Source organism: Streptomyces sp. NPDC050147 (genome assembly GCF_040660195.1).
GTDB lineage: Bacteria > Actinomycetota > Actinomycetes > Streptomycetales > Streptomycetaceae > Streptomyces.
Genome location: NZ_JBFALJ010000001.1, coordinates 587,421 through 611,357, shown reverse-complemented (window position 1 = coordinate 611,357; position 23,937 = coordinate 587,421). Strand labels below are relative to the sequence as shown.

Annotated in this window: 16 protein-coding genes and 1 pseudogene; 7 read left to right on the top strand and 10 right to left on the bottom strand. The window is 73.0% G+C overall.

Annotation, left to right across the window (positions count from 1 at the left end):
• Nucleotides 1–48 precede the first annotated feature (48 nt).
• Complete coding sequence (locus AB0I94_RS02895; protein WP_363307571.1) at nucleotides 49–282, top strand: hypothetical protein; 234 nt, start codon at nucleotides 49–51, stop codon at nucleotides 280–282.
• Nucleotides 283–308: 26 nt separating this feature from the next.
• Here the strand turns inward: AB0I94_RS02895 and AB0I94_RS02890 are convergent, their stop codons facing one another.
• Genes AB0I94_RS02890 through AB0I94_RS02880 form a run of 3 tightly spaced genes read right to left on the bottom strand, consistent with a single transcriptional unit; the run spans nucleotide 309 to nucleotide 3,262 of the window.
• Nucleotides 309–1,913, bottom strand: coding sequence for a GAF domain-containing protein (locus AB0I94_RS02890; protein ID WP_363307570.1), 1,605 nt, complete (start codon nucleotides 1,911–1,913; stop codon nucleotides 309–311).
• Entirely contained in the window at nucleotides 1,910–2,176 is a 267-nt protein-coding gene (locus tag AB0I94_RS02885; protein ID WP_363307569.1) for a hypothetical protein, read from the bottom strand. The genes AB0I94_RS02890 and AB0I94_RS02885 overlap by 4 nt, the downstream gene beginning before the upstream one ends.
• Before the next feature lie 48 nt (nucleotides 2,177–2,224).
• Nucleotides 2,225–3,262 carry a rod shape-determining protein gene (locus AB0I94_RS02880; protein WP_363307568.1) on the bottom strand — a complete coding sequence of 346 codons (1,038 nt, stop codon included), beginning with the start codon at nucleotides 3,260–3,262 and terminating at the stop codon, nucleotides 2,225–2,227.
• Between the two features lie 251 nt (nucleotides 3,263–3,513).
• Between AB0I94_RS02880 and AB0I94_RS02875 the strand changes: the two genes are divergently transcribed.
• Nucleotides 3,514–4,776: an MFS transporter gene (locus AB0I94_RS02875; protein ID WP_363307754.1), complete on the top strand. Its 1,263-nt coding sequence runs from the start codon at nucleotides 3,514–3,516 to the stop codon at nucleotides 4,774–4,776.
• 13 nt (nucleotides 4,777–4,789) lie between these two features.
• Here AB0I94_RS02875 and AB0I94_RS02870 read toward each other — a convergent pair whose 3' ends face one another.
• The 4 genes and pseudogenes from AB0I94_RS02870 to AB0I94_RS02855 form a co-directional block, all read right to left on the bottom strand.
• A complete protein-coding gene (locus AB0I94_RS02870) occupies nucleotides 4,790–8,968 on the bottom strand; it encodes an SAV_2336 N-terminal domain-related protein (protein ID WP_363307567.1) in 4,179 nt (1,392 codons plus the stop codon).
• A complete protein-coding gene (locus AB0I94_RS02865; protein WP_363307566.1) occupies nucleotides 8,958–9,974 on the bottom strand; it encodes a MoxR family ATPase in 1,017 nt (338 codons plus the stop codon). Before AB0I94_RS02865 ends, AB0I94_RS02870 begins: the two co-directional genes overlap by 11 nt.
• Nucleotides 9,975–10,018: 44 nt before the next feature.
• Nucleotides 10,019–11,764 (bottom strand): annotated as a pseudogene (locus AB0I94_RS02860) (trypsin-like peptidase domain-containing protein); the annotation flags it as partial.
• Between the two features lie 394 nt (nucleotides 11,765–12,158).
• Entirely contained in the window at nucleotides 12,159–12,500 is a 342-nt protein-coding gene (locus AB0I94_RS02855) for a CU044_2847 family protein (protein WP_363307565.1), read from the bottom strand.
• Between the two features lie 230 nt (nucleotides 12,501–12,730).
• Between AB0I94_RS02855 and AB0I94_RS02850 the strand changes: the two genes are divergently transcribed.
• Entirely contained in the window at nucleotides 12,731–16,453 is a 3,723-nt protein-coding gene (locus AB0I94_RS02850; protein WP_363307564.1) for a S8 family serine peptidase, read from the top strand.
• A 405-nt stretch (nucleotides 16,454–16,858) separates the two neighbouring features.
• On the opposite strand, the gene AB0I94_RS02845 is transcribed toward AB0I94_RS02850, so the two are convergent.
• Nucleotides 16,859–18,550 (bottom strand): serine/threonine-protein kinase, encoded by a 1,692-nt coding sequence (locus tag AB0I94_RS02845; protein WP_363307563.1) that lies wholly within the window; start codon nucleotides 18,548–18,550, stop codon nucleotides 16,859–16,861.
• Nucleotides 18,551–18,784: 234 nt separating this feature from the next.
• On the opposite strand from AB0I94_RS02845, the gene AB0I94_RS02840 reads away from it, so the two are divergent.
• The gene (locus tag AB0I94_RS02840) at nucleotides 18,785–19,066 is read left to right on the top strand and encodes a hypothetical protein (RefSeq protein WP_363307562.1); all 282 of its coding nucleotides are present in this window, start codon (nucleotides 18,785–18,787) and stop codon (nucleotides 19,064–19,066) included.
• A 66-nt stretch (nucleotides 19,067–19,132) separates the two neighbouring features.
• On the opposite strand, the gene AB0I94_RS02835 is transcribed toward AB0I94_RS02840, so the two are convergent.
• Together AB0I94_RS02835 and AB0I94_RS02830 are read right to left on the bottom strand one after the other, a co-directional pair.
• Nucleotides 19,133–19,966, bottom strand: a complete 834-nt coding sequence (locus AB0I94_RS02835) for an ABC transporter permease (RefSeq protein WP_363307561.1) — start codon at nucleotides 19,964–19,966, stop codon at nucleotides 19,133–19,135.
• Nucleotides 19,963–20,871, bottom strand: a complete 909-nt coding sequence (locus AB0I94_RS02830) for an ATP-binding cassette domain-containing protein (RefSeq protein WP_363307560.1) — start codon at nucleotides 20,869–20,871, stop codon at nucleotides 19,963–19,965. Before AB0I94_RS02830 ends, AB0I94_RS02835 begins: the two co-directional genes overlap by 4 nt.
• 132 nt (nucleotides 20,872–21,003) lie before the next feature.
• Between AB0I94_RS02830 and AB0I94_RS02825 the strand changes: the two genes are divergently transcribed.
• From AB0I94_RS02825 to AB0I94_RS02815, 3 genes are read left to right on the top strand one after another with little or no spacing between them, the layout of a single operon-like run.
• A complete protein-coding gene (locus AB0I94_RS02825; protein WP_363307559.1) occupies nucleotides 21,004–22,212 on the top strand; it encodes a sensor histidine kinase in 1,209 nt (402 codons plus the stop codon).
• Nucleotides 22,209–22,913 (top strand): response regulator transcription factor, encoded by a 705-nt coding sequence (locus tag AB0I94_RS02820; protein ID WP_363307558.1) that lies wholly within the window; start codon nucleotides 22,209–22,211, stop codon nucleotides 22,911–22,913. Before AB0I94_RS02825 ends, AB0I94_RS02820 begins: the two co-directional genes overlap by 4 nt.
• A 55-nt stretch (nucleotides 22,914–22,968) precedes the next feature.
• Complete coding sequence (locus AB0I94_RS02815; protein WP_363307753.1) at nucleotides 22,969–23,835, top strand: hypothetical protein; 867 nt, start codon at nucleotides 22,969–22,971, stop codon at nucleotides 23,833–23,835.
• Nucleotides 23,836–23,937: the final 102 nt, after the last annotated feature.

The following is a 23,937-nucleotide window of genomic DNA, read 5'->3' as shown; positions in this document are numbered from 1 at the left end:
GGTCATCGGGCTGGCCGCGGCCTGGTACATGCAGTCGAGGAAGCGGCGTTGAGCGCGCACGCGGGATCCACGGGCGCCGCTCCCGTGGCCGTGCATCCGCCCGCGGGCACCGGCGGCCGGCGAGTGACGGTCCGCGGGCGGATCCTCGGCCTCGCGCACTCGGACGCGGACGTGGTCGAGTTCTTGCGGGTGGCCGGGCTGCCGGATGCGGACGGCCTCCTCGACGATCCCTCGTGGGTGATGTGGTCCGGTGGACGAGCGCACCACTACGAAGCGGCGTAGGGGCCGGTACGGCGTGCGGGGAGACCCTAGAGCGGGGCCTGCCAGGTGGTGGTCGTGCCCGAGCCGACGCCGTCCGTCGTGCCGTCGTCGTAGACCGTCAGGCGCACGCCCGTCCGGCCGTCCGGCAGCGTCGCCCGCGCGTCCACCGCCACCTCGATGCGGGTGACGTCGGGGCGGCGCGACGCGGCGGCCAGGGCGCGGCGCAGGGCTGCCAGCAGGTGGCCCGCCGCCGGGTCGGTGACGCGGGCGTCCACGGCGCCGGTGAAGTGCACCGAAGGCTGCACGCCGACCACGGCTGCCGCGCCCGCCGTCTCGCGGAGCACCTTGCCGCGGAACGTGGTCGGGGCGTCGGCCGGTGGCTGCTGGAGCGCGAAGATCGCCGTACGGACCTCCTGGATGGTGCATTCCAGCTCGTCCACGGCCTGGTCGAGGGTGGACTCCACCTGCGGCGAGGTGTCCCTGCGACGGGTCGACTCCAGCATCATGCCCGTCGCGAAGAGCCGCTGGACGACGAGGTCGTGCAGGTCCCGGGCGATGCGGTCGCGGTCCTCGAACACCGCGAGGCGCTGCCTGCTCTGCTGGGCGTCCGCCAGGACGAGGGCCAGCGCGGCCTGTGAGGCGAACTGGGTGGCGAGGAGCCGCTCCACGGAGGTGTAGGCGCGCTCGCCCCTGCGGCGGGGCAGCGCGAGCGTCCCGATGAGCCGGCCGCCCGCCTGGAGCGGCAGCATCATGCTGGGCCCGAAGTTGGTCCGTACGTGCGTGGTCATCCGGGGGTCGGTCGCGGAGTCCTCGACGAACACCGGCTCACCCCCCAGGAGTTGTTCGAGAACCGCGCTGCCGGGCTCGATGGTCGTGCCGATGAGGTCGTCCTGGAGGGCGTGAGAGTGGGCCTCGGCGGCCTCGCTCGGCTGCGTGACGCCGTCGTCCTCCTCCGTGGCCGCCGCGACGATCCGCATGCCGCCCTGGTCCGTGGGCTGCAGGACCACCCCCGCGGAGGCGCTCGCCAGGATGCGGGCCTGCTCGGCGACCTTCATCAGCGCGTCGGCCGCCGGTTCGCCGGTCAGCAGGGCCGTGGTGACCGCGGCCGCGCCGTCGATCCACCGCTCGCGCTGCCTCGCCGCCTCGTACAGGCGGGCGTTGCCGATCGCGATGCCCGCCTGGCTCGCGAGGACACGGAGCAGTTGCAGGTCCTCCTCCGTGAAGCGGCCGTCGCGCTTCTCGGTGAGGTAGAGATTGCCGAACGCCTCGTCGTGGACGTGCACGGGAACGCCCAGGAAGCTGTGCATCTCCGGGTGCTCCGGCGGTACGCCGCACGAGCGGGGGTCCGACGTCAGGTCGTCCAGGAGAAGCGGCTTCGGCTCGCGGATCAGGGTGCCGATGAGGCCCGAGTGGCCGTCGGGGAGAGGGCCGATGCGCTCCCGCTCGGCCGGCGTCAGGCCCGCCGTGAACAGATCGGTCAGCTTGCCGTGGCCGGGGTCGATGACGCCGAGCGCGCCGTAGCGGGCGCCGGTCAGCTCGGTCGCGCTCTCCACGATGTGCTGGAGCGTGGTGTGCAGTTCGAGGTCCGAGCCGACGCCGAGCACCGCGTCCAGGAGGGGCACGAGGGAGAGCGGCAGGCCGTGGCCGTTCATCGCGCGGCGCCGCTCGCGTCCGGCCCCGCCCCGCCGCCGCGCGCCTTCTTGACCAGGCTCAGCAACGAGACCACCATCCACGCCCCCTCCAGAAGCAGAAAACCCCACTGCCGTTCATGGAAGGCATCGCCCGCGGTGAGCCCGGACCCGACGAAGTTCAGCCAGAGGTAGGGCCAGGTGTCCGTACCGAGCCTGCCCGCCTGGGCCAGGACGAAGGCGAGCAGGATCATCGCGGAGCCGACCAGCTGCACGGTCATCGACATTCTGGCACTCTTCCGCGGGGCGCTGGGATCGGCGGGGGAGGCCCGGGATCAGCGGGAGAGCGGGCTGAGGTCCAGGGGCTGGATCTTGCCCTCCAGCATCGCGCCGAGCCCGAGCACGGCGCACACGTCGGGCCGTTCGGCGATCTGTACCGGCATCCCCGTCGCGTCCCGCAGCATCTGGTCGAGGCCCGGGAGCAGCGCGCTGCCGCCGACCATCCTGATCCCGCGATCGGCCAGGTCGGCCACCAGGTCGGGCGGGCAGTCCCGCAGCACCTTGCCGATGCCGTCGAGTACGGCGGTGAGCGGGGTGTGGATCGCCTCGCGGACGGCGGCGGTGTCCACGTGCACCGACCGGGCCAGGCCCGTGGCGACGTCACGGCCGTGGATCTCGGTCGACTCCGGCCCGTTCGGGGTGAGGCCGTTGCCGCGCAGGGCGAGCTGGAGGGGGCGTACCGACTGGCTGGGCAGCACCAGTTCGTGGTGCTGGCGCAGGTGCTGGACGATCGCGCGGTCGATGGCCTCGCCGCCGACCGGGATCCGCTGGGCCGTGACGATCGACCCGAGGGACAACACCGCGACCTGCGTGGTCGCGGCCCCGCACACCAGGATCATGGTCGCTTCCGGCTGCTCCACGGGCAGCCCGCAGCCGACCGCGGCCGCGATGAGGGTGTCCACAAGCTCGACCCTGCGTGCCCCGAGCCCGACCATCGTCTCGACGGCGGCGCGCTGGGCCAGCGGGTCCGCGTCGTGCGGTGTGCAGGCGGCGGCGCGCAGGCGCGGCTTGCGGCGCAGGGTGCGGCGCAGCTTCTCGCCGAGGAGGTGGCGCAGCATGCGCTGGGCCATCTCGATGTCGACGACGGTGCCGCCGGAGACCGGCCGCACGACCCGGATGTATCCCGGCGTCCGCCCCGTCATCTGCTCGGCGAACTGACCGACCGCGATGAGCGCGCCCGTCCGCGTGTTCACGGCGGCGGCGCTGGGCTCGTCGACGACGAGGCCCACGCCCTTCACGAACACCCGGGTCCTCGCGGCACCCAGGTCGACGGCGATGTGGCAGCGGCGCAACTGCTCCAGACTGACGGTCATGGCAGATCCTCCCGAGAGCGCAGACCGTACGGACCGTCGGACGACGGCCTTGTCTCGCATCGTGCGGTGGCCGCGGGCGGCGCGCGCGTTGGGATGAGCCGGGCGGGGCGCCGCCGCACGGGTGGTCTTGGTCGCGTCGTCGGCGGGCACGGTTAGCATCCCGTGTGACGCAAACGCCCCCGGAGGAAGACGAGGCCGACGGCCCCCGCATACCCGAAGCCGACAGCAGCCCCCCGCTGTCCCCGCCACCGGTGGAGCCTCGGGGGCCCGTCGGGAGGAGGCGGATACTCGCCGATCTGACGCCTTTGCGCACGTCCGTCGACTACCGCAGGCTCTGGGTCGGCAACACGATCTCCTGGATCGGCCAGGCGATGACCGCGCTCGCGGTCTCCCTCCAGGTCTACGACATCACGCACTCCAGCTTCTCGGTCGGTCTGGTGGGGCTCTTCTCGCTGGTCCCGCTCGTCGTGTTCGGCCTGTACGGGGGCGCCATCGCGGACACCGTGGACCGGCGGAAGCTGGGCCTCTACTCGTCGCTCGGCTCGTGCGGGCTCTCGGTCGCGCTGGCCGCGGGCGCGTCTCTGGGCTTCCACCACGTGTGGTTCCTGTACTCCGTGGTCGCGCTGCAGGCGGTCTGCGGGGCGCTGAACTCGCCGGCGCGATCCTCGATGATCCCGCGGCTCCTTCCGGCGGAACAGTTGCCCGCGGCCAACGCGCTCTCGTCGGTCACGACGACAGGGGGCACGATGCTCGGCCCCATGCTGGGCGGCCTCATCGTCGGCCTGTGGGGATACCAGGCGGCGTACACCGTGGACGCGGTGGCCTTCAGCGCGGCGCTGTACGCGATGTGGCGGCTGCCGGCGATGCGGCCGGAGGGCGCGGAGGAAGGGGTGCGCAGGAAGCGGGCCTCGGTCCTCGACGGCCTGCGGTTCCTCGCGACGCGGCCGAACCTGCGGATGACCTTCTTCACGGACATGTGCGCGATGGTGCTCGCGCACCCGCGGGCGCTGTTCCCCGCGGTGGCGGTGGTGTGGTTCGGGGGCGACGCGAAGACGGTGGGCCTGCTGGTCGCGGCGCCCGCGGTGGGAGCGCTGCTCGGCGCGGTGTTCTCCGGGTGGCTGGGCCGTGTCAGGCGCCACGGCCTCGCGATTCTCCTCGCGGTGGCCGGGTGGGGCGCGGCGATCGCCGTCTTCGGCCTGACGCGGAACCTGTGGCTGGGGCTGTTCTTCCTCGCCTTGGCGGGCTGTGCGGACACCATCTCGATGGTGTTCCGGAGCACGATGCTCCAGGCGGCCGTGCCGGACGAGATGCGGGGGCGGCTGCAGGGGGTCTTCATCGTGGTCGTCGCGGGCGGGCCCCGGCTCGGGGACTTCATCGCGGGGTCGGTGGGCGACCTGGGGTCGCCCGGGGTGGCGGTCACCGGGGGCGGTGTCGCGTGCGTCGTGGCGGTGGGGCTGCTGGCCCTCAAGTGGCGGAGGTTCGCCCGGTACGACGCGAGGGTGCCGGAGGCGTAGCGGCCCGGGGGGCTCACCGGCCGTGGAGCAGGCCGACGAGGCGTGACAGATCGCTCACCGTCGTACGCACTCCGGCGGCGGCCAGGCGCTCGCGGGCGGTGCGGCTCGGCGCGTACCCGACGAAGGCGATGCGCAGGCTCCGGGCGGCGGCCGCCTCCGCCGGTGAGGAACCGACCATCACGCAGCGGTCCGCCGGGGTGCCGAGCTGCTCCAGCGCGCGGCGCGGGCAGTCGGGGTCGGGCATGAGGAGGGTGAGGTCCGAGGTGCGGCCGTGGATCCCGGCTTCGGGCAGGTGCAGCCCCTTGGCCCCCAGGTAGGCCGTCACGGCGCGCGGCGACGTGTCGGTGACGATGGCCAGCCTAAGGGTCTCCTCGGGCCGGGCCAGGGTGCGCAGGAGGTGCGCGACGTGGGGCGAGGGCTTCGCGGTGAGCGCGGCCTGCATCTCGATCTCCTCCAGGCGTGTGTGCAGCTCCCGGGAGAGCGTGCCGCGCCGGGCGAAGGCGCGGAGCACGCCCATGGGGTGGACGCGGTCCGCCGTGCTGCCGGCCGGTCCGGACTCGGGCAGCAGAGGGGTGCCGGCCAGCGCTGCCTCGGGGTCGCGCTCCTCGGCGATCAGGGCGGTGAGAGCTCTGGCGGCGTGGCGGGCGGACTGTGCCGAGTAGAGCTGGGCCAGGGTTCCGTCGAAGCAGAGGAGGACGGATTCGACGGCGTCGGGCACCGGGTCGGGGGACGGCCCGGCGGCGACCTCGCAGTACCAGTCGTCGGACTGCGGCACCGCCTGGAACCTGTCGCGCAGGCGGCCCGAGCGCTGGAGGCGCTCATGCAGGTCGCTGGAGACGATCACGACGGCCCGCCTGCTGTCACGCCCGAGCAGATGACGCAGCCCGGAGGGGAAGGCGGGCGCCGAGACCGTCGGGTCCGGCTCGTGGGTGAGGGTGACCCCGAGCCCCAGCACGGGGAAGGCGTCCAGCGCGGCGGGGAGTTCGTCGACCGTCGCGGTCAGGGCGTGCAGGACGTGCACCTCGGGTGCCACGACCACCTCCCAGCCCCGCGGACCCGCCCGCATCGCGAACAGGTCGGGGCCGATGCCGCCCCGGATGAGCAGGTGGGAGATCTCCTGGCCCAGTTTCTGCCGTACGTCCTCCTGACGTCCCGCCGGGCGGGCCAGGTACTCGAAGGTGATGCTGGTCGGCGGGGCGACCGGCTGGTCGGCCGCGGTCTCCCGGTGCACACCGAGATCGTCGAGCTGGTCGCTGGGGAGTTCCTCGTGGGGGACGAGCACCTCGTCCTCGGTGTGCGGGAACTCGCGGAGCAGCTCGTCAAGTTCCGACTGCTCCTGCTCGGTCGCGCCGAGCTCCCGGTTCAGCTCAAGCCGCGTGTGGAGCAGGGACTGCCGCAGACGCATGATGTCGGCGCGGGTGGCGTGGGCCGCCGGGCCGGGGACGCCTTCCAGGGGCTTGCCGCGCCACAGTTCCAGGGCGGAGCGGGCCAGTTCGCGGGCCCGGACGAAGTCTCCCGCGAAGCGGGCGTCCCGGGCGTCGTCGTGGAGCCGCTGGAAGCGGAACAGGTCGACGACATCGGGGCCCGTCGGGAGGGCCAGCGCGTAGGTGCCTTTCCCGGCCTGCACGGAGTCCGGGCCGAGCGCGTTGCGCAGGCGGGACGCGTAAGCGCCGATGAGACGGGGTGCGTTGACGGGCGCGGTGCTCGAACCCCACATGCCGTCGATCAGCTCGTCGATGGGCACGTCACGGCCGCGCCGGAGCAGCAGCAGGCAGAGCATGGCCTGCTCCCTGCCGCTGCCGGTGGCGAGCGGGCGGCCGCCGCGCGCGACGAGGAGAGGGCCGAGCAGGGAGTACGTGCGCTCGCGGGACCCGGGGGCGGAGAGCTGCGTGAGCTGCTGGAGGCCACGGCGCCGGCGCTCCGGGTCGGGCGATTCGAGGTCCCTGGCGGCCGAAAGCAGCGTGCCCCCGACGGCGCGGCGCTCGGGTGTTCCGGATGCGCTCGCTGGGCTCACCCCGGTGGCCAGGTCGTCGGCCGGCGACCCCGCGGCCTCGTCGACGCCCGCGTACATCTCGCGTACGAGGCGGCCGAGCGCGCGGAGATCGGACGCCTCGCTCTCCTCGCTGTGGGGGATGAGAGTGAAGCCGCACAGCACGGCGCTCCCTCCCGGCGGGAGCCGCACACAGGTGCGGGAGATGGCGCCGTGGGTCAGGCCTTCGGCGTGCAGGGCGCCGACCGCGAGGGCGAGGGGCGGGATCAGGTCGAGAATGTGGTGGGTGGGCAGCCCTTTCGGGTGGTGCTGCAGGAGCTCCGACAGATTGCGGCCCTCGATGAAATCCATGACCACGTAGGGGACTTCACCGTTGGCGTAGTCCCGCACGGGAGCCACGTTCGGATGGCGGAACCGGGACAGCCGTCGCGCGGCCCGTGTGAAGCCGAGGCGGAGCCACTGCGGTGCCTGCGGGTAGCGCTGCACCACCACGGGCTCCCCGCCCCGGTCCTGGTTCTCCGCGAGCCACACACTCTCGCTCCGCCCGATCTTCCGCACCATGCGGTAGCGATGACCGAGAAGTCCCGCGTCCCGCCCGCCGCCCAGCTGCCGCACACTGTCCGCGGTGACCGTCGCGAAAGGCTCGCCCAGCGGTGTCGCCGACCCTGAGCCCCCGCCGGAGGGAGCCACCGCCCGCAGCTCACCGGGTGTCGTCCCCGCCCGCTCGTCGATCAGCCCGCCGACCCGGGCAAGCAGCTCTCGCGTACGCCCCCGTGCGGTACGCGGCAGCGTGCGCAGCAGCAACTCCCGTACGCCGTCGCGGAATTCGTACGCACCGGCGGCCCCGCCCGAAGCCAGCATCCCGCTCAGGATCACCTCCGCCAGATGCTGCGGGCGCGGGCGCCTCTCCACCGCCGCCTGGACGAGCCGCATCACCGGCAACTGCGTCTCGCCCACCGCCAGATGGCCCGCCAGGCGGAAGGCCTCGGGGGAAGCGGTGGAGCGGAAGCGGAGCACGAGGTCCTCGGGGGCGAGGTCCGTGACGTCCGTGATGTCCGTGGCGTCGGCACCGGCGGCCGGTGACGGCGGACCGTGGTTCAGCCACCCCACCGCACCCGGCAGCCGCGCCCCGCCCGAGTCCGCCACCAGCGCCGCCCAGTGGGCGAGCCACGTCCCGGCGGGTTCGAGGACCGGGACGGGCACCGCTCTGTCGGGCGCCGCCTCCGAGGCGGCGTACGGAGTGAAGGAGAGCGCGGCGGACGGCGCCGCTGGGAACGGGGCCGAGAGCGAGCCCGGAGTCGTGGGCAGAGCCGTGGTGCGCCAGAGGCGCTCCGGGAGCGGCTGGATCACGGCCACCGGCATCCGCGCCGCCCAGCGGCGCAGCGTGCGGTACCAGCGGATGCCCGCCGCGCCGTCGCGCCACTGCGGGCCCATGCAGTCGCTGATCACCAGGGTGACCGTGCGGCCCGATGCGGGCGCGTGGGCGGCCTGGGGCGGGACCGTGCCGTCCGGCTCCGCCCGGTGCAGCTCCACCGTGCGGAAGATTCCGGACTGGGCGAGCGCCGCGTGGAGTTCGCGGACCAGGGGCCGCCAGATCGGCATCGTGGGGCCCGCGTCGTACACCAGGCACAGGCGCAGCCAGCGCTCGTCGGCGGGGCGCAGGACCGGAAGCCAGCCGCGCGGGTGGCCGCCGAGCCGGGCGATGCGGTGGGCCGTGGCTTCCTCGTCGATGACCTGGCCCACCGGGGAGGGGACGCGGCGTTTCAGGGGGCGCAGGGCACGTTGCAGGCTGAGGGGGTGCGTCACCATCGGGGGCACGGGGACGCGGACCGGGGTGTGGTGGGCCGCCGCCGTCGCGTCGGCGGCGCCCGGCAGGTCCTCGCGAGAGGCGGAGGTGGCCGAGGCGCCACCGGCCGCCCGAGCGGGCAGCCGTAGCGGCACCCGGTCGTCCGGCGCGGGAGCGGGGTCGGGACCGGCCGGTTGCGCGGCCGGCGACGGGTTCACCGGCGGTGGTGTTCGTTCCGTCGGCGGCGCGACGGTGGCTGCTTCCCGTGACGGTGGTTCGTCGGCGTCCATCTGCCCTGCGAGCCAGAGCAGTTCGGCCAGCTCGATGGAGGTGGGGCGTGAGCCGTCGGCCGCCTCCGCGAGGAGATCGGCGAGCCGCGCGACGGGGCCCCGGCTCCGGGGCGCGTCAGAGTGCATCGGGGCCCGGATCCGCCGCCTGCGTCAGATACGGCATCAGCTGCCGCGCGAGCTCGTCGCGCGAGCCCGCGTCGACGCCCGCCGCGCCGGTCAGGTAGATCGCGTTCAGGAGCTGGTCCGTGGCGAGTTCACCGCCGGTGCCGCGCTCCAGGAAGCGGGCGATGAGTGTGCGGGCGTAGGCGTCGGGTTCGCCGAGGTGGGCCCTGACGATCTCCTCCAGGTGTTCGTCGCGCGGCTGGCGAAGGCGCAGCGTGACGCAGCGGCGCAGGAACGCGGGCGGGAACTCGCGCTCGCCGTTGCTGGTGAGGACGACGAAGGGGAAGGCCCGGCAGCGCACGCGCCCGCGCTCGACGGTCACCGGGTCGTCCGAGCCGTCGGCCAGGAGGACCGCCTTCGGGGTGTGCTTGGCGATCCGTACCAGCTCGGGGACCTCGTACTGGCCCTCCTCCAGGATGTTCAGCAGGTCGTTCGGCAGGTCGAGGTCGCTCTTGTCGATCTCGTCGATGAGGAGGGCGCGCGGGCGGTCGTAGGGCAGCAGCGCGGTGCCGAGCGGGCCCAGGCGCAGATGGTCCTCGACGCCCGCGCCGTCCCGCGAAGCCCTGGCCCTCGGGGCGCGCCCCGCCGCGTACAGCCGCGACAGCGGGTCGTACTGGTAGAGGCCGTCGTGCAGGGCGCTGCGGCTCGTGATGTTCCAGCGCAGGACCGGGCCGAGGCGCAACTCCCTCGCCACCGCGTACGCGAGGCTCGACTTGCCGCTGCCCGGTGGGCCCGTCACCAGGAGCGGGCGTCGCAAGTACAGGGCGGCGTTGACCAGTTGGACGCAGGTCTCCGTGGCCCGGTACGTGTGCGCCCGGTGCACGCGGTCGGGGGAGGTCGCCGAGCCGTCGTCGGTGGGCGTCTGGAGGACCGGGCCGCCGTCGAAGGCGCGCCAGGGCGGCGGCGGAGGCAGCTGGGCGATCCCGTCGTGGGGCTCGTTCGTGCCGGTGTAGACGGGCCACAGGGACATGGTCGGGGTTCTCCGTGTTCGGGGGCGGGCGGCGGTCGGCGGGCTCAGGCGACGGGGGAGTGGCGGTGGGCGGCGGGTGCGTCGGGGAAGCAGCGGGGGTCGTCCCAGAGGAGCTGCACGTCCCGCGCCCAGTGGGTGTCCGGCTCGTCCGACGCCTCCGCGGTCTCGCGCAACGTCAGGATGGCTCGGGGGAGTTCGGCGGGCGGGTGCCCTTCGACGTGGGCGGCGATGCGGTCGAGGAAGTCGGAGCCCGCGCACGTCGTGTCGCCGCGGTGACCGGGGTCCTCGCAGCCGGTGCGCGGCCACAGGATGACGGGCACCGGCGCGGTGAGCGAGACGTCGAAGTGCGTCACGTCGGTGTCGGGACCGGCGCGCTCGGCGTGTGGCGGGGCCGCGAACCCCGCCAGGTCCGCGCCGTCGCGCCGCAGCCGGAACCTCAGCTTGTTCGGCTTCTCCTGGGTGCCGCACTCGACGCGGTGCAGGACGGTCGCCGGGCAGTCGTCCAAGTGCTCCCACTTGCGGGCCAGGCGGTGACGCAGACCGCCCTTGCGGCGGGACCGGTCGGTGACGACCAGGGGGTACGAGCAGCCGAGCGGGGTCGGGTCGTCGGCCCCGCACTCCCACCGGGCCACCGGCCAGTTGAGCAGCGCGCGGGGCAGCACGAAGGCCAGCAACTCGTCCGTGCCGGGGGTGAGATGGGAGAAGGCGTCGTCGACGCGCTCCTGGACGTAACGGCGGACCTGCCCCGCGGCCAGGGTGTGCGAACCGACGGGATGGCGCAGGCCCTCGCGGTACGCCGACACCTCGACCAGGAGCTGGTCGTCGCCCGCGCCGCTGTGGTCGATGTCGATGACGATGGGGGACCAGGCGGGTGGCTCGCCCTGCTTCGGCGCGGTGGGGGCCCCGGGAGCTTCCAGCAGCTCCGTGAGACGGCCGGCGAGGCGCGTCACCGCCTCCGGGTCGTCGACCTCCCAGAGGATGTACCAGGCCGCCGACCACAGCGAGCCGAAGCCCTCCGGCGGCACGGGCGGGCCGAAGGGGCCCACCGCGTCGCGGTACAGCCGCTCCGGGTCGCGGGCGGCGCCGGTGTCCGCCGCCCGGCCCACCAGGGCGCGCAGCCGTTCCTTCGCGTCGCGCTGATGGCCGGGGATGGGGACGAGGTCGCCGAGCGGCGGCCAGTAGCGCGCCATGACGGAGGTGGGCAGCATCCGTCCGTTGCGCACGCCACTGGACGCGCGGGCGGCGGCCGACACCATGCCCACCACCCGGTTGCTGTCCGCGAGGGTCACCGCCGCGCCGCTGAACCCCGGAGCCAGGGGCTGCCCGTGCGCGCTCCACGCCTCCAACTGGACCCACTCGTCGGCGATCCGCTGGGCCGCGATGGCGCGGTACTCGGCGAGGGTGCCCTCGCGGTAGCCCTTGGGAAATCCGTACACGAGGAGCCGGGGGCGGGGTTCGGCGTACGCGTCGTCGGGTGCCGCGAACTCGGCGGGCCGCACCGGCACCGCGTGCGCGAGCTCCAGGACGGCGAGGTCGCCCAGGTCGTCGCCGTGCCCGTTCCAGCCGCCGTGCGCCTCGACGGCGGCGTTCACCTCGCCGAGGTCCTCGCGGTGCGGGAAGGAGACGGTGACGGGTGCGCTGCCGCTGCCGCTGCCGCTGCCGCTGTGGTTGCCGCTGCGGCGGACGACGTGTGCGCAGGTCAGCACGTGCCGCTCGGAGACGAGGAATCCGGCCCCGACCTCGCTGCCGCAGACGATGCGGACATGCCACGATGCGCTGCTCATGGGGTGGGGGTGGCCTCCGGGGTTGGTCCGTCGTGGGTGCGGGGGTGCTTCGGGGGTGGCGTCGTTTCGCTGCCCGCTGCGGGGCGCCGTGCGTTGCTGCGGCGTTGCTCCGTCTCGGGGCGGGGCCGCGCCGGTATGTCCGTCCTCGCTATCGTCCGGTGGCCGCTGGGTTGCTTCGGCGCCGGAGCGCCGCGAGCTGTGCTCCGGGCGGACAAACCGGCACGTCCCCTCGCGTTTTGACGCCGGGTGCGGGTGGTTGCTGGTTGCTGCGGGGCAATCGGGTGGGTGGCGGGGGCCGTGCTTTGGGTGGGGCTGCCGGTGCGTTCCCTAGGTGGCTGCGGGGTGATCGGGTGGGTGGGTGGGAGAGATCCGCCGCGCAGCGGTGGGGCTGGTCTCCGGCTCATGACGCCCCCCGCGGCCCCGCGGGTCCGTCCGGGGTCCAGGCGAGGCGCACCACCAAGTGGCCCTCCGCTGTGCCCTTCACGATCACCGCGCCCGCCTCCGCCGACATCCGCACGCCGAACTCGATCTCCACCGAGTCGGGGCGCAGGCTGCCGTCACGGAACACCCGCAGCGCGGACTCCGCTGCCGCGCGTGCCCCGGCGAGCGACTCCTCGAAGGTGCGCGCCGCGCGGGCGGGGCCGTCGCCGCGGGAGACGAGGTGGGAGCCGTGCGTGTCCTCCACGTCGGCCATGACGACCTGCGTTCCGTCGTCGGTCGTGAACTCCACCAGATCGTCCATCAATGCCCCCGTCGAGCCCTGTGCATCAGCTGCCAACTGCATTGTCGCGGAAGGTCCTTGCAGCTGTCATCCGTCTCCCGGGCAACGGACGCGTACGGGTGAGGCTGGCGGGAAGGTGCCCTGGCGGCTTCCCGCCAGCACCCGTCGACACCCCCGCAACACACGCCCCCCGACACTTCTCGCAGCGCCCGGGACCACCCCCGCCCGGGTCCGACGAGGAGAGGGCACCCATGACCCGATCATCCGCGTGGCGAAGAGCCGGGCTGCTGCCGGCCCTCGGCCTCACGTTCGCGCTGCTGCCGGCCGGGCAGGTGGCTGCCGCGGTCCCTTCCGATGCGCCGCAAGGGCGGGCCGCCCCTGCCGCGCACGCGGCCCACACGGTCACCCTGGTGACCGGCGACAAGGTCACCGTCACGGAACTCGGCGGCGGCAAGAAGACCGTCACTGTCGACCGGCCCACCGGGGCCACCGGAGCCGTCCGGAGTGAGATCGCGGGGGACCGCATCACCGTCGTACCCGACGAGGCACGGCCCTACCTGAGCGCGGGCACCCTCGACGCGCGGCTCTTCGACGTGACGGGGCTGATACGCCAGGGGCTGGGGGACGAGAAGAGTGGCGCGCTGCCGCTCATCGTCACGTACGACAAGGACGCGCGGCGTGACGCGGGCCCGGTGACGCCCCGCGGCGCCGACAAGGTGCGTTCGCTGCCCAGTGCGGGCGGCTTGGCGGTGAAAGCGGCCGAGCCCGGGACCTTCTGGCGGGACGTCGCTCCCGACTCCGCCAAGGCCGGGCGTACGCAAGCCGGTTCGGGCGGGGAACTCGCCGACGGCATCGACAAGATCTGGCTCGACGGGCGCGTCGAGGCCGACATGGCACAGAGCAACGAGCAGATCGGCACCCCCGAGGCGTGGGAGGCCGGGCTCACCGGCAAGGGCGTGAAGGTGGCCGTCCTCGACACCGGCGTGGACGCGGGCCACCCTGGTCTCAAGGACCGGGTGGACGCCACCAAGAGTTTCATCCCGGGCGAGGAAGTCGCCGACCGCAACGGTCACGGCACCCATGTCGCCTCGACCGTCGGCGGCAGCGGCGCCGAGTCCGACGCGGACAAGGAGAAGGGCGTGGCGCCCGGCGCCGTCCTCTCCGTGGGCAAGGTGCTCAGCGACGAGGGCTCCGGCAGCGAGTCGCAGATCATCGCCGGAATGGAGTGGGCGGCCAAGGACGTCGGCGCCAAGGTCGTTTCCATGAGCCTCGGTTCACAGGAGGCGAGTGACGGCACCGACCCGATGGCGGCCGCGGTCGACACCCTGTCCAAGGACACCGGCGCCCTCTTCGTCATCGCCGCGGGCAACACCGGCGTCCCGTCCTCGATCGGCTCGCCCGGCGCCGCCGACTCCGCGCTGACCGTGGGCGCCGTCGACTCCGCCGACCAGGCCGCCTACTTCACCAGTCAGGGCCCGCGGCACGGCGACAACGCCCTCAAGCCCGACCTTTCGGCACCGGGCGTCGACATCCTCGCCGCCCGGTCCCAACTCGCCGAAGGCGAGGGCTACTACACCGAGATGAGCGGTACGTCGATGGCCACGCCGCACATCGCGGGCGTGGCCGCCCTGCTGGCCGAGAAGCACCCGGACTGGAGCGGGGCCCGCCTCAAGGACGCTCTGATGTCGACGTCCGCGCGACTGGACGCGTCGGCCTACGAACTGGGCGCCGGGCGAGTCAGCGTGCCCGACGCCATCGACGCACGCGTCACCGCGACCGGGAGCGCCGACCTCGGCCACTACTCCTGGCCGTACGAGGACAACGAGCCCGTCACGAAGACGGTGACGTACACGAACGCCACTGACGCGGCCGTGGAGTTGAGCCTCTCCGTCGAGGGAGCGGCCGAAGGTGTCGCGTCCCTCGCCGACAAGACGCTCACCGTCCCCGCGCACGGCACCGCGTCGACCACGGTGACCGGTGACGGCGCGAAGGCGCCCGTCGGCAACACCAGTGGCCGCATCGTCGCGAGCGCCGCCCAGAAGCCCGTCGCGCACACCGCGTTCGGCCTGGTCAAGGAGGAGGAGCGGTACACGCTCACCGTCCGCGTCAAGGACCGTGACGGCGCCGCGACCGGAGCCGGCCTCGTCTACCAGCGGCTCGCGGAGCGGGTCGACCCCGTCCAGGCGGTGGTCGGTGCGTCCGGCACGCTGGAACTGCGCCTGAAGCCCGGCACGTACAGCCTCTCCTCCTTCCTCGACGTGCGCGGCAGCAAGGGCAAGGACTCGCTGGGCCTCGGCTTCCTCGCCGCGCCCGAGATCGTGCTCGACAGGGACCGTGAAGTCACTCTGGACGGGCGCGCGTTGCGCGAGGTCGGGGTGGACGTCGGAAAGCGGACGGAGACCCGCCAGCTCCTGATGGAGTACGACCGCCGGGCGAACGGCGCCGCTCTGCAAGGGGCGGTCCAGGTGCCGGTCAAGTACGACAGCGTCTTCGCGGCGCCCACCGCGAAGGTGTCCGACGGCAGCTTCGAATACCGCACCGTCTGGCGTCTGGGCAAGCCGGTCCTGGACGTGAAGGGCCTCGGTGAGGTCGTCGCTCAGCCCGGCGGCACGGTGAGCGACGGCCGGAGCAGACTGCGCGTCGTGGACGTGGGCGGTGGCACTGCAGCCGAGTACGCGGGCAAGGACGTGAAGGGCAAGGCCGTCGTGGTGCGGCGCGAGCCCGGCTCGGGCATGACCCCCGCTCAGCTGGGTCAGGCTGCCCAGGACGCGGGCGTGAAGGCGCTCTTCGTGACGGACGGCGCACCGGGCAGGCTCAACGCCTGGTTCGGCACCGACGACAACGCGGACCGGCCGCTGCAGATCGGCACGGTCAACGCGGCGGACGGCGCGCGGCTGCGGGCGGCGGCGGAGGCGGGCAGGGCCGTGGAGACGACGGCGACCTCACGCACTCCGTACGTCTACGACGTGTCGGAGGGCCACAAGGGTGCGGTGCCGCGCGACCTGACGTACGAGCCGTCGAAGCGTGAACTCGCGGTCCTCGACACGAAGTTCCACGCGGTGAAGCCCGTGGCGGGCGGCGAGTTCCGCTACTCCCTGACGGACACCTTCCATGTCGGGATCGGCTTCCAGGAGAAGATCGACTACCCGGTCGAGCGGACGGACCACGCGTCCACGGGAGCCGGTCAGCTGTGGCACGAGTCGGTGTCGGTCGGGCCCGGCGCCCTGGAGGAGCGGAGCGGTCTGGTCGACTACCGGGGCGGCGAGCGGGGCGAGCTGAACTGGTTCAAGCCCGTGTGGCACCCGTGGCTGGGGACGGGCCTCGGCTGGGGCCAGCAGCGGACCGGGAACACCCTGGAGTTCAACGTGCCCGGGTGGGGTGATTCCGGCCCCGACCACACCGGATTCGGCGACGTGTGGAACGACGGCTCGATGACGCAGTTCACCGAGGTCCACGCGGACGGGAAGCTGGTCGACCGGCGCAAGAGTTCGGGGGCGTACGTATGGGACGCGGACCCGGCGTCGACGACGTACAAGGTCGTGACGGACACGACGCTCGACCCGGGGCGGTGGCGGCTGGCCACGAAGGGCCACTCGGAGTGGACCTTCACGTCGAAGGAGACGGCGAGCGACCACAAGACGTTCCTGCCCCTGCTGAACCTCGGCTTCGACGTGGACACCGACCTCGCGGGCGACGTCCGGGGCGGCCGGAGCCTGTCGGTCGGGATCTTCTCCGAGTACGTCAAGGGCGCGCCGGACACCGGAACCATCGGCGGCGCCGAGCTCGAGGTGTCGTACGACGACGGGAAGAGCTGGACCGGGGTGAAGCTGGACCGGGACGGCGCCAGGGCCGCCTGGAACGCGAGGCTGAAGGTGCCCGGCTCCGCCGATTTCATCTCGCTGCGGGCCTCGGCGAAGGATGACCGGGGCGGCTCCGTCACCCAGGAGATCGTGCGGGCGGTGGGGGTGAAGTAGCCAGGGCGGAACGCGGCGACGCCGCCTCCCGTGGGACGGGGGAGGCGGCGTCGCTGTGCGGACTTCCGGGTGACGTCAGACCAGCCAGCCGAGGAAGTGGGCGATACCGGCGACGACGTCAGTGATGATGTTCATGGTGGTGCTTCTCCTTGTGGGACTTTCTCAGGACGTTCCAACTCCCGGGCCCCGTATGGGACATGGGCCGGGAACGCGACAACTACGGCCTGCAGCCCGTCGCTTGCGCACCGTAATCATCGTCAATCACAGAGCCCCCATGCAATCTCTGGAGTGACGATCACCTGTTCCAGGGAACACCTGCTTCCCTGTTCGCATTTTCGAGAGGCGGAGGGCCGACTCGATGGAGGGCGAGGCCTGATGGAGCGCCCCGCTTCCCCCCCCGCAGGGTCAGCCCGTCCGTGTGAAGGAGCGGTGCGCCTGGACGAAGTGACGCTCGCCCGCCGCCGCCCGCCCGGCGGGCGCCGAGACCCACAGGTCGTACATCTTGCCGCCCTCGTTCCAGCTCAGGTCGTACGTGCGGCGCGGTCCGCCGTCGCCGGAGCCGCCGTCCCAGGTGAACTCCCAGACGGCGGCGGGGCGGCCGTCGTGCGTGGTCTCCCGTACCGAGCCGTCGCGGTAGCCGGGGTAGTCGGCCGGGCCGTCCTTGTGTGCCTGCCGCATCACCGCCAGGGGGCCTTCCGGGTCGAGCGGCTGGGGGTGGACGCCGATGCGGAAGGCGTTGTCCGCCGAGTTGTAGAAGACGCGGGGCGGTTCGGACGAGCGGGCGAAGCCGGTGGGCGTCACCATCTTGAATCCGGTCGGGTCGGTGACGGTCCGATAACCCGCGGGGGCCGGGTCGCCGTCGGTGGGCTTGCCCGGCTTCTCGACGGCGCCGGTTTTGCCGGGGGTGGGTTTCCCGGTCCCCTCGGGGGAGGGGACCGGGGCGGCGGGGCTCTTCTTGCCGGGGTTCTCCGGCTTGTCCGCGCTCTTGGACGGAGTGTTGCTCGGCTCCTTGGTCTCCGGCTTCTCACCCACCTTGTCCGCGACGCCGCCCCCCGTCGCGTCCGTCCGCCCACTGGAGTCGTCCCGCGTCATGAGCCACGCGCCGGTGCCGCCCGCCCCGAGCGCGACGACCAGGGCGCCGGCGATCAGCGCCGTACGGACGCGGGGGCGCGCGGCAGGTGCGGGGGCGGCGCCCAGCACGACGGGGTCGCCGTCCGACGGCGGCGGGGGCGGGGGTTTGTGGGCCGCCGGGGTGCGGGGCACGGTGGGCATCCGCTCCTCGACCAGGAAGCCGCGCAGGGCCTGCTCGGCCTCGTCCGCGCCGAGCCGCCGCTCGGGGTCCCGCTCCAGCAGGCCCCGTACGACCGGCTCCAGCGGACCGGCCGAATCCGGGATTCTGATCTCGTCCAGGACGACGGCGTGCAGGACCCCCGCCACCGAGTCGCGGTGGAACGGCGACTCGCCCTCGACGGCCGCGCAGAGCAGCACCCCGAGCGACCACAGGTCGGACTCCGGGCCCGTGCGCTTGCCCGACATGCGCTCCGGGGCGGTGTACTCGGGCGAGCCGACGAAGGCACCCGTCTCCGTGAGCGTCGTCTGCCCGGCGACCTGCGCGATTCCGAAGTCGGAGAGCACCACGCGCTCCGTCCCCGCCTCCAGGAGCACGTTCGCGGGCTTGAGGTCACGGTGCAGCACCCCGGCCCTGTGCGCGGCACGCAGCGCGGCCAGCAGGGCGAGGCCGATGCGGGCCGCCTCGGCGGGTGGTACCGGACCCTCGATGGCCATCCGGTCGGCGAGTGAGCGGCCGTCGATCAGCTCCATCACGAGCCAGGGCTGCGCGTCGTGCTGGACGACGTCGTGCAGGACCAGTATCCCGGGGTGCTTCACCTGTGCGACCGAGCGCGCCTCGCGCAGGGTGCGTTCGCGCCGTCCCGCGGCGTCGGCGGCCGACTGCCCCGCGTCGACGTGCAGTTCCTTCACCGCGACGGCGCGGCCCAGGAGCTCGTCCTCCGCTCGCCAGACCGTGCCCATGCCGCCGCGTCCGAGCGGCGTCGTGATGCGGTAGCGCCCAGCTATGAGATCCCCGTGACTCGCCATGGCCGCATCATACGAACTCACGTTGTAAAAGGCGCAGTTGGGCAGTTCAGTGACCGTGGTGCGCGAGTGGTGTGACCGCGCCGTGAAGGGAGGTGAAGGGCGTACGCACCGACAGCGGGTGCACCCGCGCGCCGGGTACGCAACGTGCGTGATCGACTACCTTGGGTGACTGGAGCGGGCCGCTTCGGGAGCGGTCCGCACGGTGGAGGGGATCTCAACATGATGCGACGACGCATGGCCGTGACCCTGGGGGCGCTTCTGGCCGCCGCGACCCTGTCGGTCGCGGTGCCGGGATCGGCGTACGCGGCGGAGGGTGTCCTGATCATCAACGGCGACGCACACGAGAACCCGAGCGGTTGCTACGGGGTGGAGTGGTTCCCGTCCTCGGTCACCAACCACACCGACGCCATCGCGGAGGTCCACGCCGGGCCCGGCTGCGGCGGACCGGTGGAGTGGCTCGTCCACCCGGGCGAGACGTACTACACGGAGACCGCTCAGAGCGTCTTCATCCTCTGACTGCTGACTGCTGACTGCTGACTGCTGACCGTCGGCTGACGGTGGCCGACTGGCCGAGGGTGGGCCTCACTGGTCGCGGCGCTGTACCGCTGTCACAGCGATCGCCGCCGCGATCAGGGCCCAGATCCCGTAGACCGTCCAAGCCCCCGTGGCCGTCCACGGGTAGACGTCCGGGGGACCGCCCGGCTGGGCCAGGCGGTCCCAGGCGTTGAGGGGCAGGGCGTGGGAGAGCACCGCCGTCCAGCGGCGGTCGTCGGTGAGGACGGCGGGGAACAGGACGAGCACCGCGAAGACAGCCGCCACGGTGGTGGCGCCGTGCCGGACGAGCGCGCCGAGCGCCATGCCCGTGAGCGCGCAGACCGGAGCCAGGAGCGCGGACGCCACGACCGCGCGCAGGGCCCCCGGGTGCGAGATCCCGATGCCCACGTCACGTCCGGACAAGATCGCCTGGGTGAGGGCGAAGGAGGCCGCGCTGACCACCGCGCCGAACGCCGTCGTCACCGCGGCGATCACCGTCACCTTGGCGGCCATCACCGAGCGGCGGTCCGGGACCGCCGTGAACGTCGTGCGGATCAGGCCGGTGCCGTACTCGCCGACGACCGGCAGCGCGCCGAGGGCGCCGACGGTCAGCATGTAGACCAGCGCGCCGTTCGAGGTGAAGGCCTCCAGAAGCGGGATGCCGTCATGGATGAAGGCGGCCCGGTCGTCGCCGTCGCGCTCCGTCCAGTAGCGGTACGAGTCGTAGGCCGTGCCCACGTTGAACGCGAGGACCGACAGCGCGCTCAGCAGGAGGACCCAGGCCGTCGAGCGCAGCGACCAGAGTTTGATCCACTCGGCGGCGACGAGGTCACGGAAGCGGGCGCGGGATTCCGCGGCCATGAAGACGGTGAAGGTCGTCATCGTGATTCTCCCGCCAGATATTCGACGCTGTCCGCGGTGAGTTCCATGAACGCTTCCTCCAGGGAGGCGGTGCGCGTGGTCAGTTCGTGCAGCAAGATCCGCTGCCGGAGGGCGAGTTCGGCGATGCGGGTCGCCGGCAGGCCGGTGACGGTGAGTGTGTCGCCGTCCGTCTCCACCGACGCGCCCTCGGCGGTCAGGGCTTCCGTCAGTTCGCGGGGGTCCGGCGTCCGCGCCGTCACGCGTCGCCGGGTCCCTCGCGCCGCGAAGTCGGTGAGGCTCTCCGCCGCGATCAACTCGCCCCGGCCGATGACGATCAGCTGGTCGACCGTGTTCTCCATCTCCGTCATGAGGTGGCTGGACACGAAGACCGTGCGGCCCTCGGCTGCCAGGCGCCGGAAGAGCCCGCGTACCCACAGCACACCTTCCGGATCGAGGCCGTTGAGGGGCTCGTCGAACAGCAGCACCGGCGGATCGCCGAGCAGCGCGGTCGCGATGCCGAGCCGCTGCCGCATACCCAGCGAGAAGCCGCCGACGCGGCGCCGTGCCGCGCCCGAGAGCCCCACCTCACGCAGCACCTCGTCGACCCGGGCACGCGGAACGCGGTTGCCGCGGGCCAGGCCGTACAGGTGCGCCGCGGCCCGGCGGCCGCCGTGCACGTCACCCGCGTCGAGCAGCGCGCCGACGTGGCGCAGGCCGCGGGGCCGGTCGCGGAAGGGGCGTCCGTCGATGGTCACCGTGCCACGGGTGGGATCGTGCAGGCCGAGCAGCAGCCGCAACGTGGTGCTCTTACCGGCGCCGTTCGGGCCGAGGAACCCCGTGACGTGTCCGGGGCGCACGGTGAAACTCAGGTCCTTGACGGCGGTCTTGCCGCCGTACGTCTTGGTCAGTCCGTTGACTTCGATCACCCGGCATACGGTGCCGGGACCGACGCCCCCGCGTCGTCGGACCACCGCCGACAATCGCGCGCCAGGATGTCGACCGTGGGTGTACAGCCACGGTCCGATGACCTCCCCCACCCGCGTGGTTACGATCAGCGCATGTCCGCCACCCCGCGTCTTCCCCTGCTCAAGCGCATACCCCTGGGCGTCTGGACGGCGGTGACGTGGTGCGCGGTGACGGCCCAGCCACTCGTCCAGTACGTTCTGATGCCGCCCCGGCAGGACGTCTCCTACTCCTATCCACGGCACGGCATGGACGGACTCGGAGCCCGGCTTTTGCTGCTCCTTGCCACCGCCCTGGCCCTCGCGGGCTGCGCCGTGCTGAGCCGCCGGCCGCTGCCCGCGACGGCGCTGCTCGTGGCGGGCACGGGTTGCTCGATGGCGGCGTGGCAGCAGACGGAGATGGTGCCGACGGCCTACCTGCCGGTCACCGTCGCCCTCGGCTCCGTCACGGCCCTCAGCTCCCGGCGGACCTCGCTGATCGCGGGCGCCCTGGCCTTCGGGGCGCTGTTCGGCCTCTGGGCCGCGCGGGAGTTGCTCGGCTTCGGCCGCGACGACGGCACCGCGGCGGAGCCGTACATCGCACTGATCGCCCTCGTCGCCTGGCTCATCGGGAATTCGGTGCGTCAGTCCCGGGTGTACGCGGCGAACCTCCGCTCCCAGGCCGCCACCCAGGCCGTCACCGCCGAACGGCTGCGCATCGCGAGGGAGTTGCACGACATGGTCGCCCACAGCATCGGCGTCATCGCCCTCCAGGCGGGCGCCGCGCGGCGGGTCATCGACACCCAGCCCGACGGAGCCCGCGACGCGTTGACCGCCATCGAGGCGACCGGCAGACAGACGCTGTCCGGCCTGCGCCGGATGCTCGGCGCCCTGCGCGAGGCGGAACCGGGGGCGGCGGACGCACCCCTCGGACCCGAGCCCGGTCTCGCCGCCGTCGACCGGCTCGCCGAGACGACGACCGCCGCCGGAGTCCGCGTCGACGTGCGGTGGCTCGGCGAACTCCGGCCGCTGCCACCGGAGATCGACGTCTCCGCGTACCGCATCATCCAGGAGGCGCTCACCAATGTCGTACGCCATGCGAGCACCGCATCGTGCAGCGTGTCCGTCGACTGCCGTGCCGAGGAGCTGGCCATCGAGGTGATCGACGGCGGACGCGGCCACGGCCGCACCCCGGGCAGCGGCTACGGCCTCCTCGGCATGCGCGAACGGGTCGGCCTGCTGCACGGCGACTTCTCCGCCGCGCCGCGCCCCGAGGGCGGCTTCCGGGTCGCGGCACGGCTGCCCGTACCGGCGGGCGTCCGATGAGTGAGCACAGCGGCCGGGCCCCGGTCCGGGCCCCCTTCCGCGTCGTACTCGTCGACGACCAGCCCCTTGTCCGCGCCGCCCTGCGGATGGTCATCACCGAGGCTCCCGACATCGAGGTCGCGGGCGAGGCGGGCACCGGCTCCGAAGCCGTCCGGCTCGTCGGGGAACTCCGCCCGGACATCGTGGTGATGGACATCCGCATGCCCGGCATGGACGGCATCGAGGCCACCCGTCTGATCACCGAGGGGCCGAGCACGGACACGCATGTCATCGTCCTGACCACCTTCGACGACGACGATTACGTCTACGGCGCGCTCCGCGCCGGCGCGGCGGGGTTCCTCGTCAAGGACATGGCGCTCGACGACATCCTCGCCGCCGTCCGCGTGGTCGCCGCCGGAGACGGTCTGATCGCCCCGAGCGTCACCCGCCGCCTGATCAAGGAGTTCGCGGACCGGCCGCAACGTGACTCCCGTCCGCGGAAGAACATCACCGGCATCACCGACCGTGAACGCGAGGTCCTGACCCTCGTCGGCAGGGGGCTCTCCAACGCGGAGATCGCCGCCGAACTCTCGCTCAGCGTCGCCACCGCCAAGACCTATCTGACCCGCCTGCTCGCCAAGCTGGACGCGCGCGACCGGGTACAGCTCGTGATCATCGCGTACGAGACGGGGCTTGTCGGGAACACGTCGTCAAGTTGTTAGCCTGCGGGGCGGATCATCGAACCCAGGAGGCCTAGTGTCACCCGACCGCCCCACGATCGCCCTGGTCACCAGCAGACCTCAGCTGGAGACCGGCCTCGACCGTGACCTCCCGGAGCTGGCACGCTCGCTCGGCGCGGCGGACGCCGACGTCACCACCGTTTCCTGGGACGACCCGGAGGCCGACTGGGAGCGGTTCGACCTCGTCGTCATCCGGTCCGCGTGGGACTACAGCGAGCGTGTCGCGGAGTTCGTGGCCTGGGCGGGGCGGGTCGCACGGCTCACCGTCCTGGCCAACCCGGCGTCCGTGGTGCGGTGGAACACCGACAAGCGGTATCTGGCGGATCTCGCGGCGGCGGGAGTGCCCGTCGTGCCGACCCGCTATCTGGCGCCCGGCGACCCCGTGGAGCTATCTGAATCCGACGACGGCGAGTTCGTCGTCAAGCCCACCGCCGGGGCGGGCGCGCGCTACGCCGCCCGGTACGAGAAGGGCGAGTACGAGGCCGCCGCAGCGCACATCGAGCGGATGCACGGCGAGGGCCTGACCGCGATGGTCCAGCCCTACATGCCGGGCATCGACGAGACCGGTGAACGCGCGCTCGTGCACGTCGGCGGGCGGTTCCTGCACGCCGTACAGAAGGGTGCGGTGCTCGCGCCGGACACGGCCTACGACGACGAGAAGATGCCGCACCCCGACCTGCGCCCGTGGCAGCCGACCGCAGCGGAACTCGACGTCGCCGAGCGGGCGTTGGCCGCTGTCCCGGGCTCGCCCGAGCTGCTGTACGCCCGCGTCGACCTGGTCGACGACGCGGACGGCGCGCCCTGCGTCATGGAGCTCGAACTCGTCGAGCCGAACCTCTTCCTCGACCTGCACGGGGCTTCGCTGCCAGCCGTGACGCAGGAGATACTGACCGCCGCGAGTTAATCGGGTGGACGTGGCGCGCGTGGCCTGATTAGCCTGCCGCCATGTCCAGTCCCGAGTCCGACAGACTCTAGCCACCGGCCCGGCATGTCCGGTGGCGCTCAC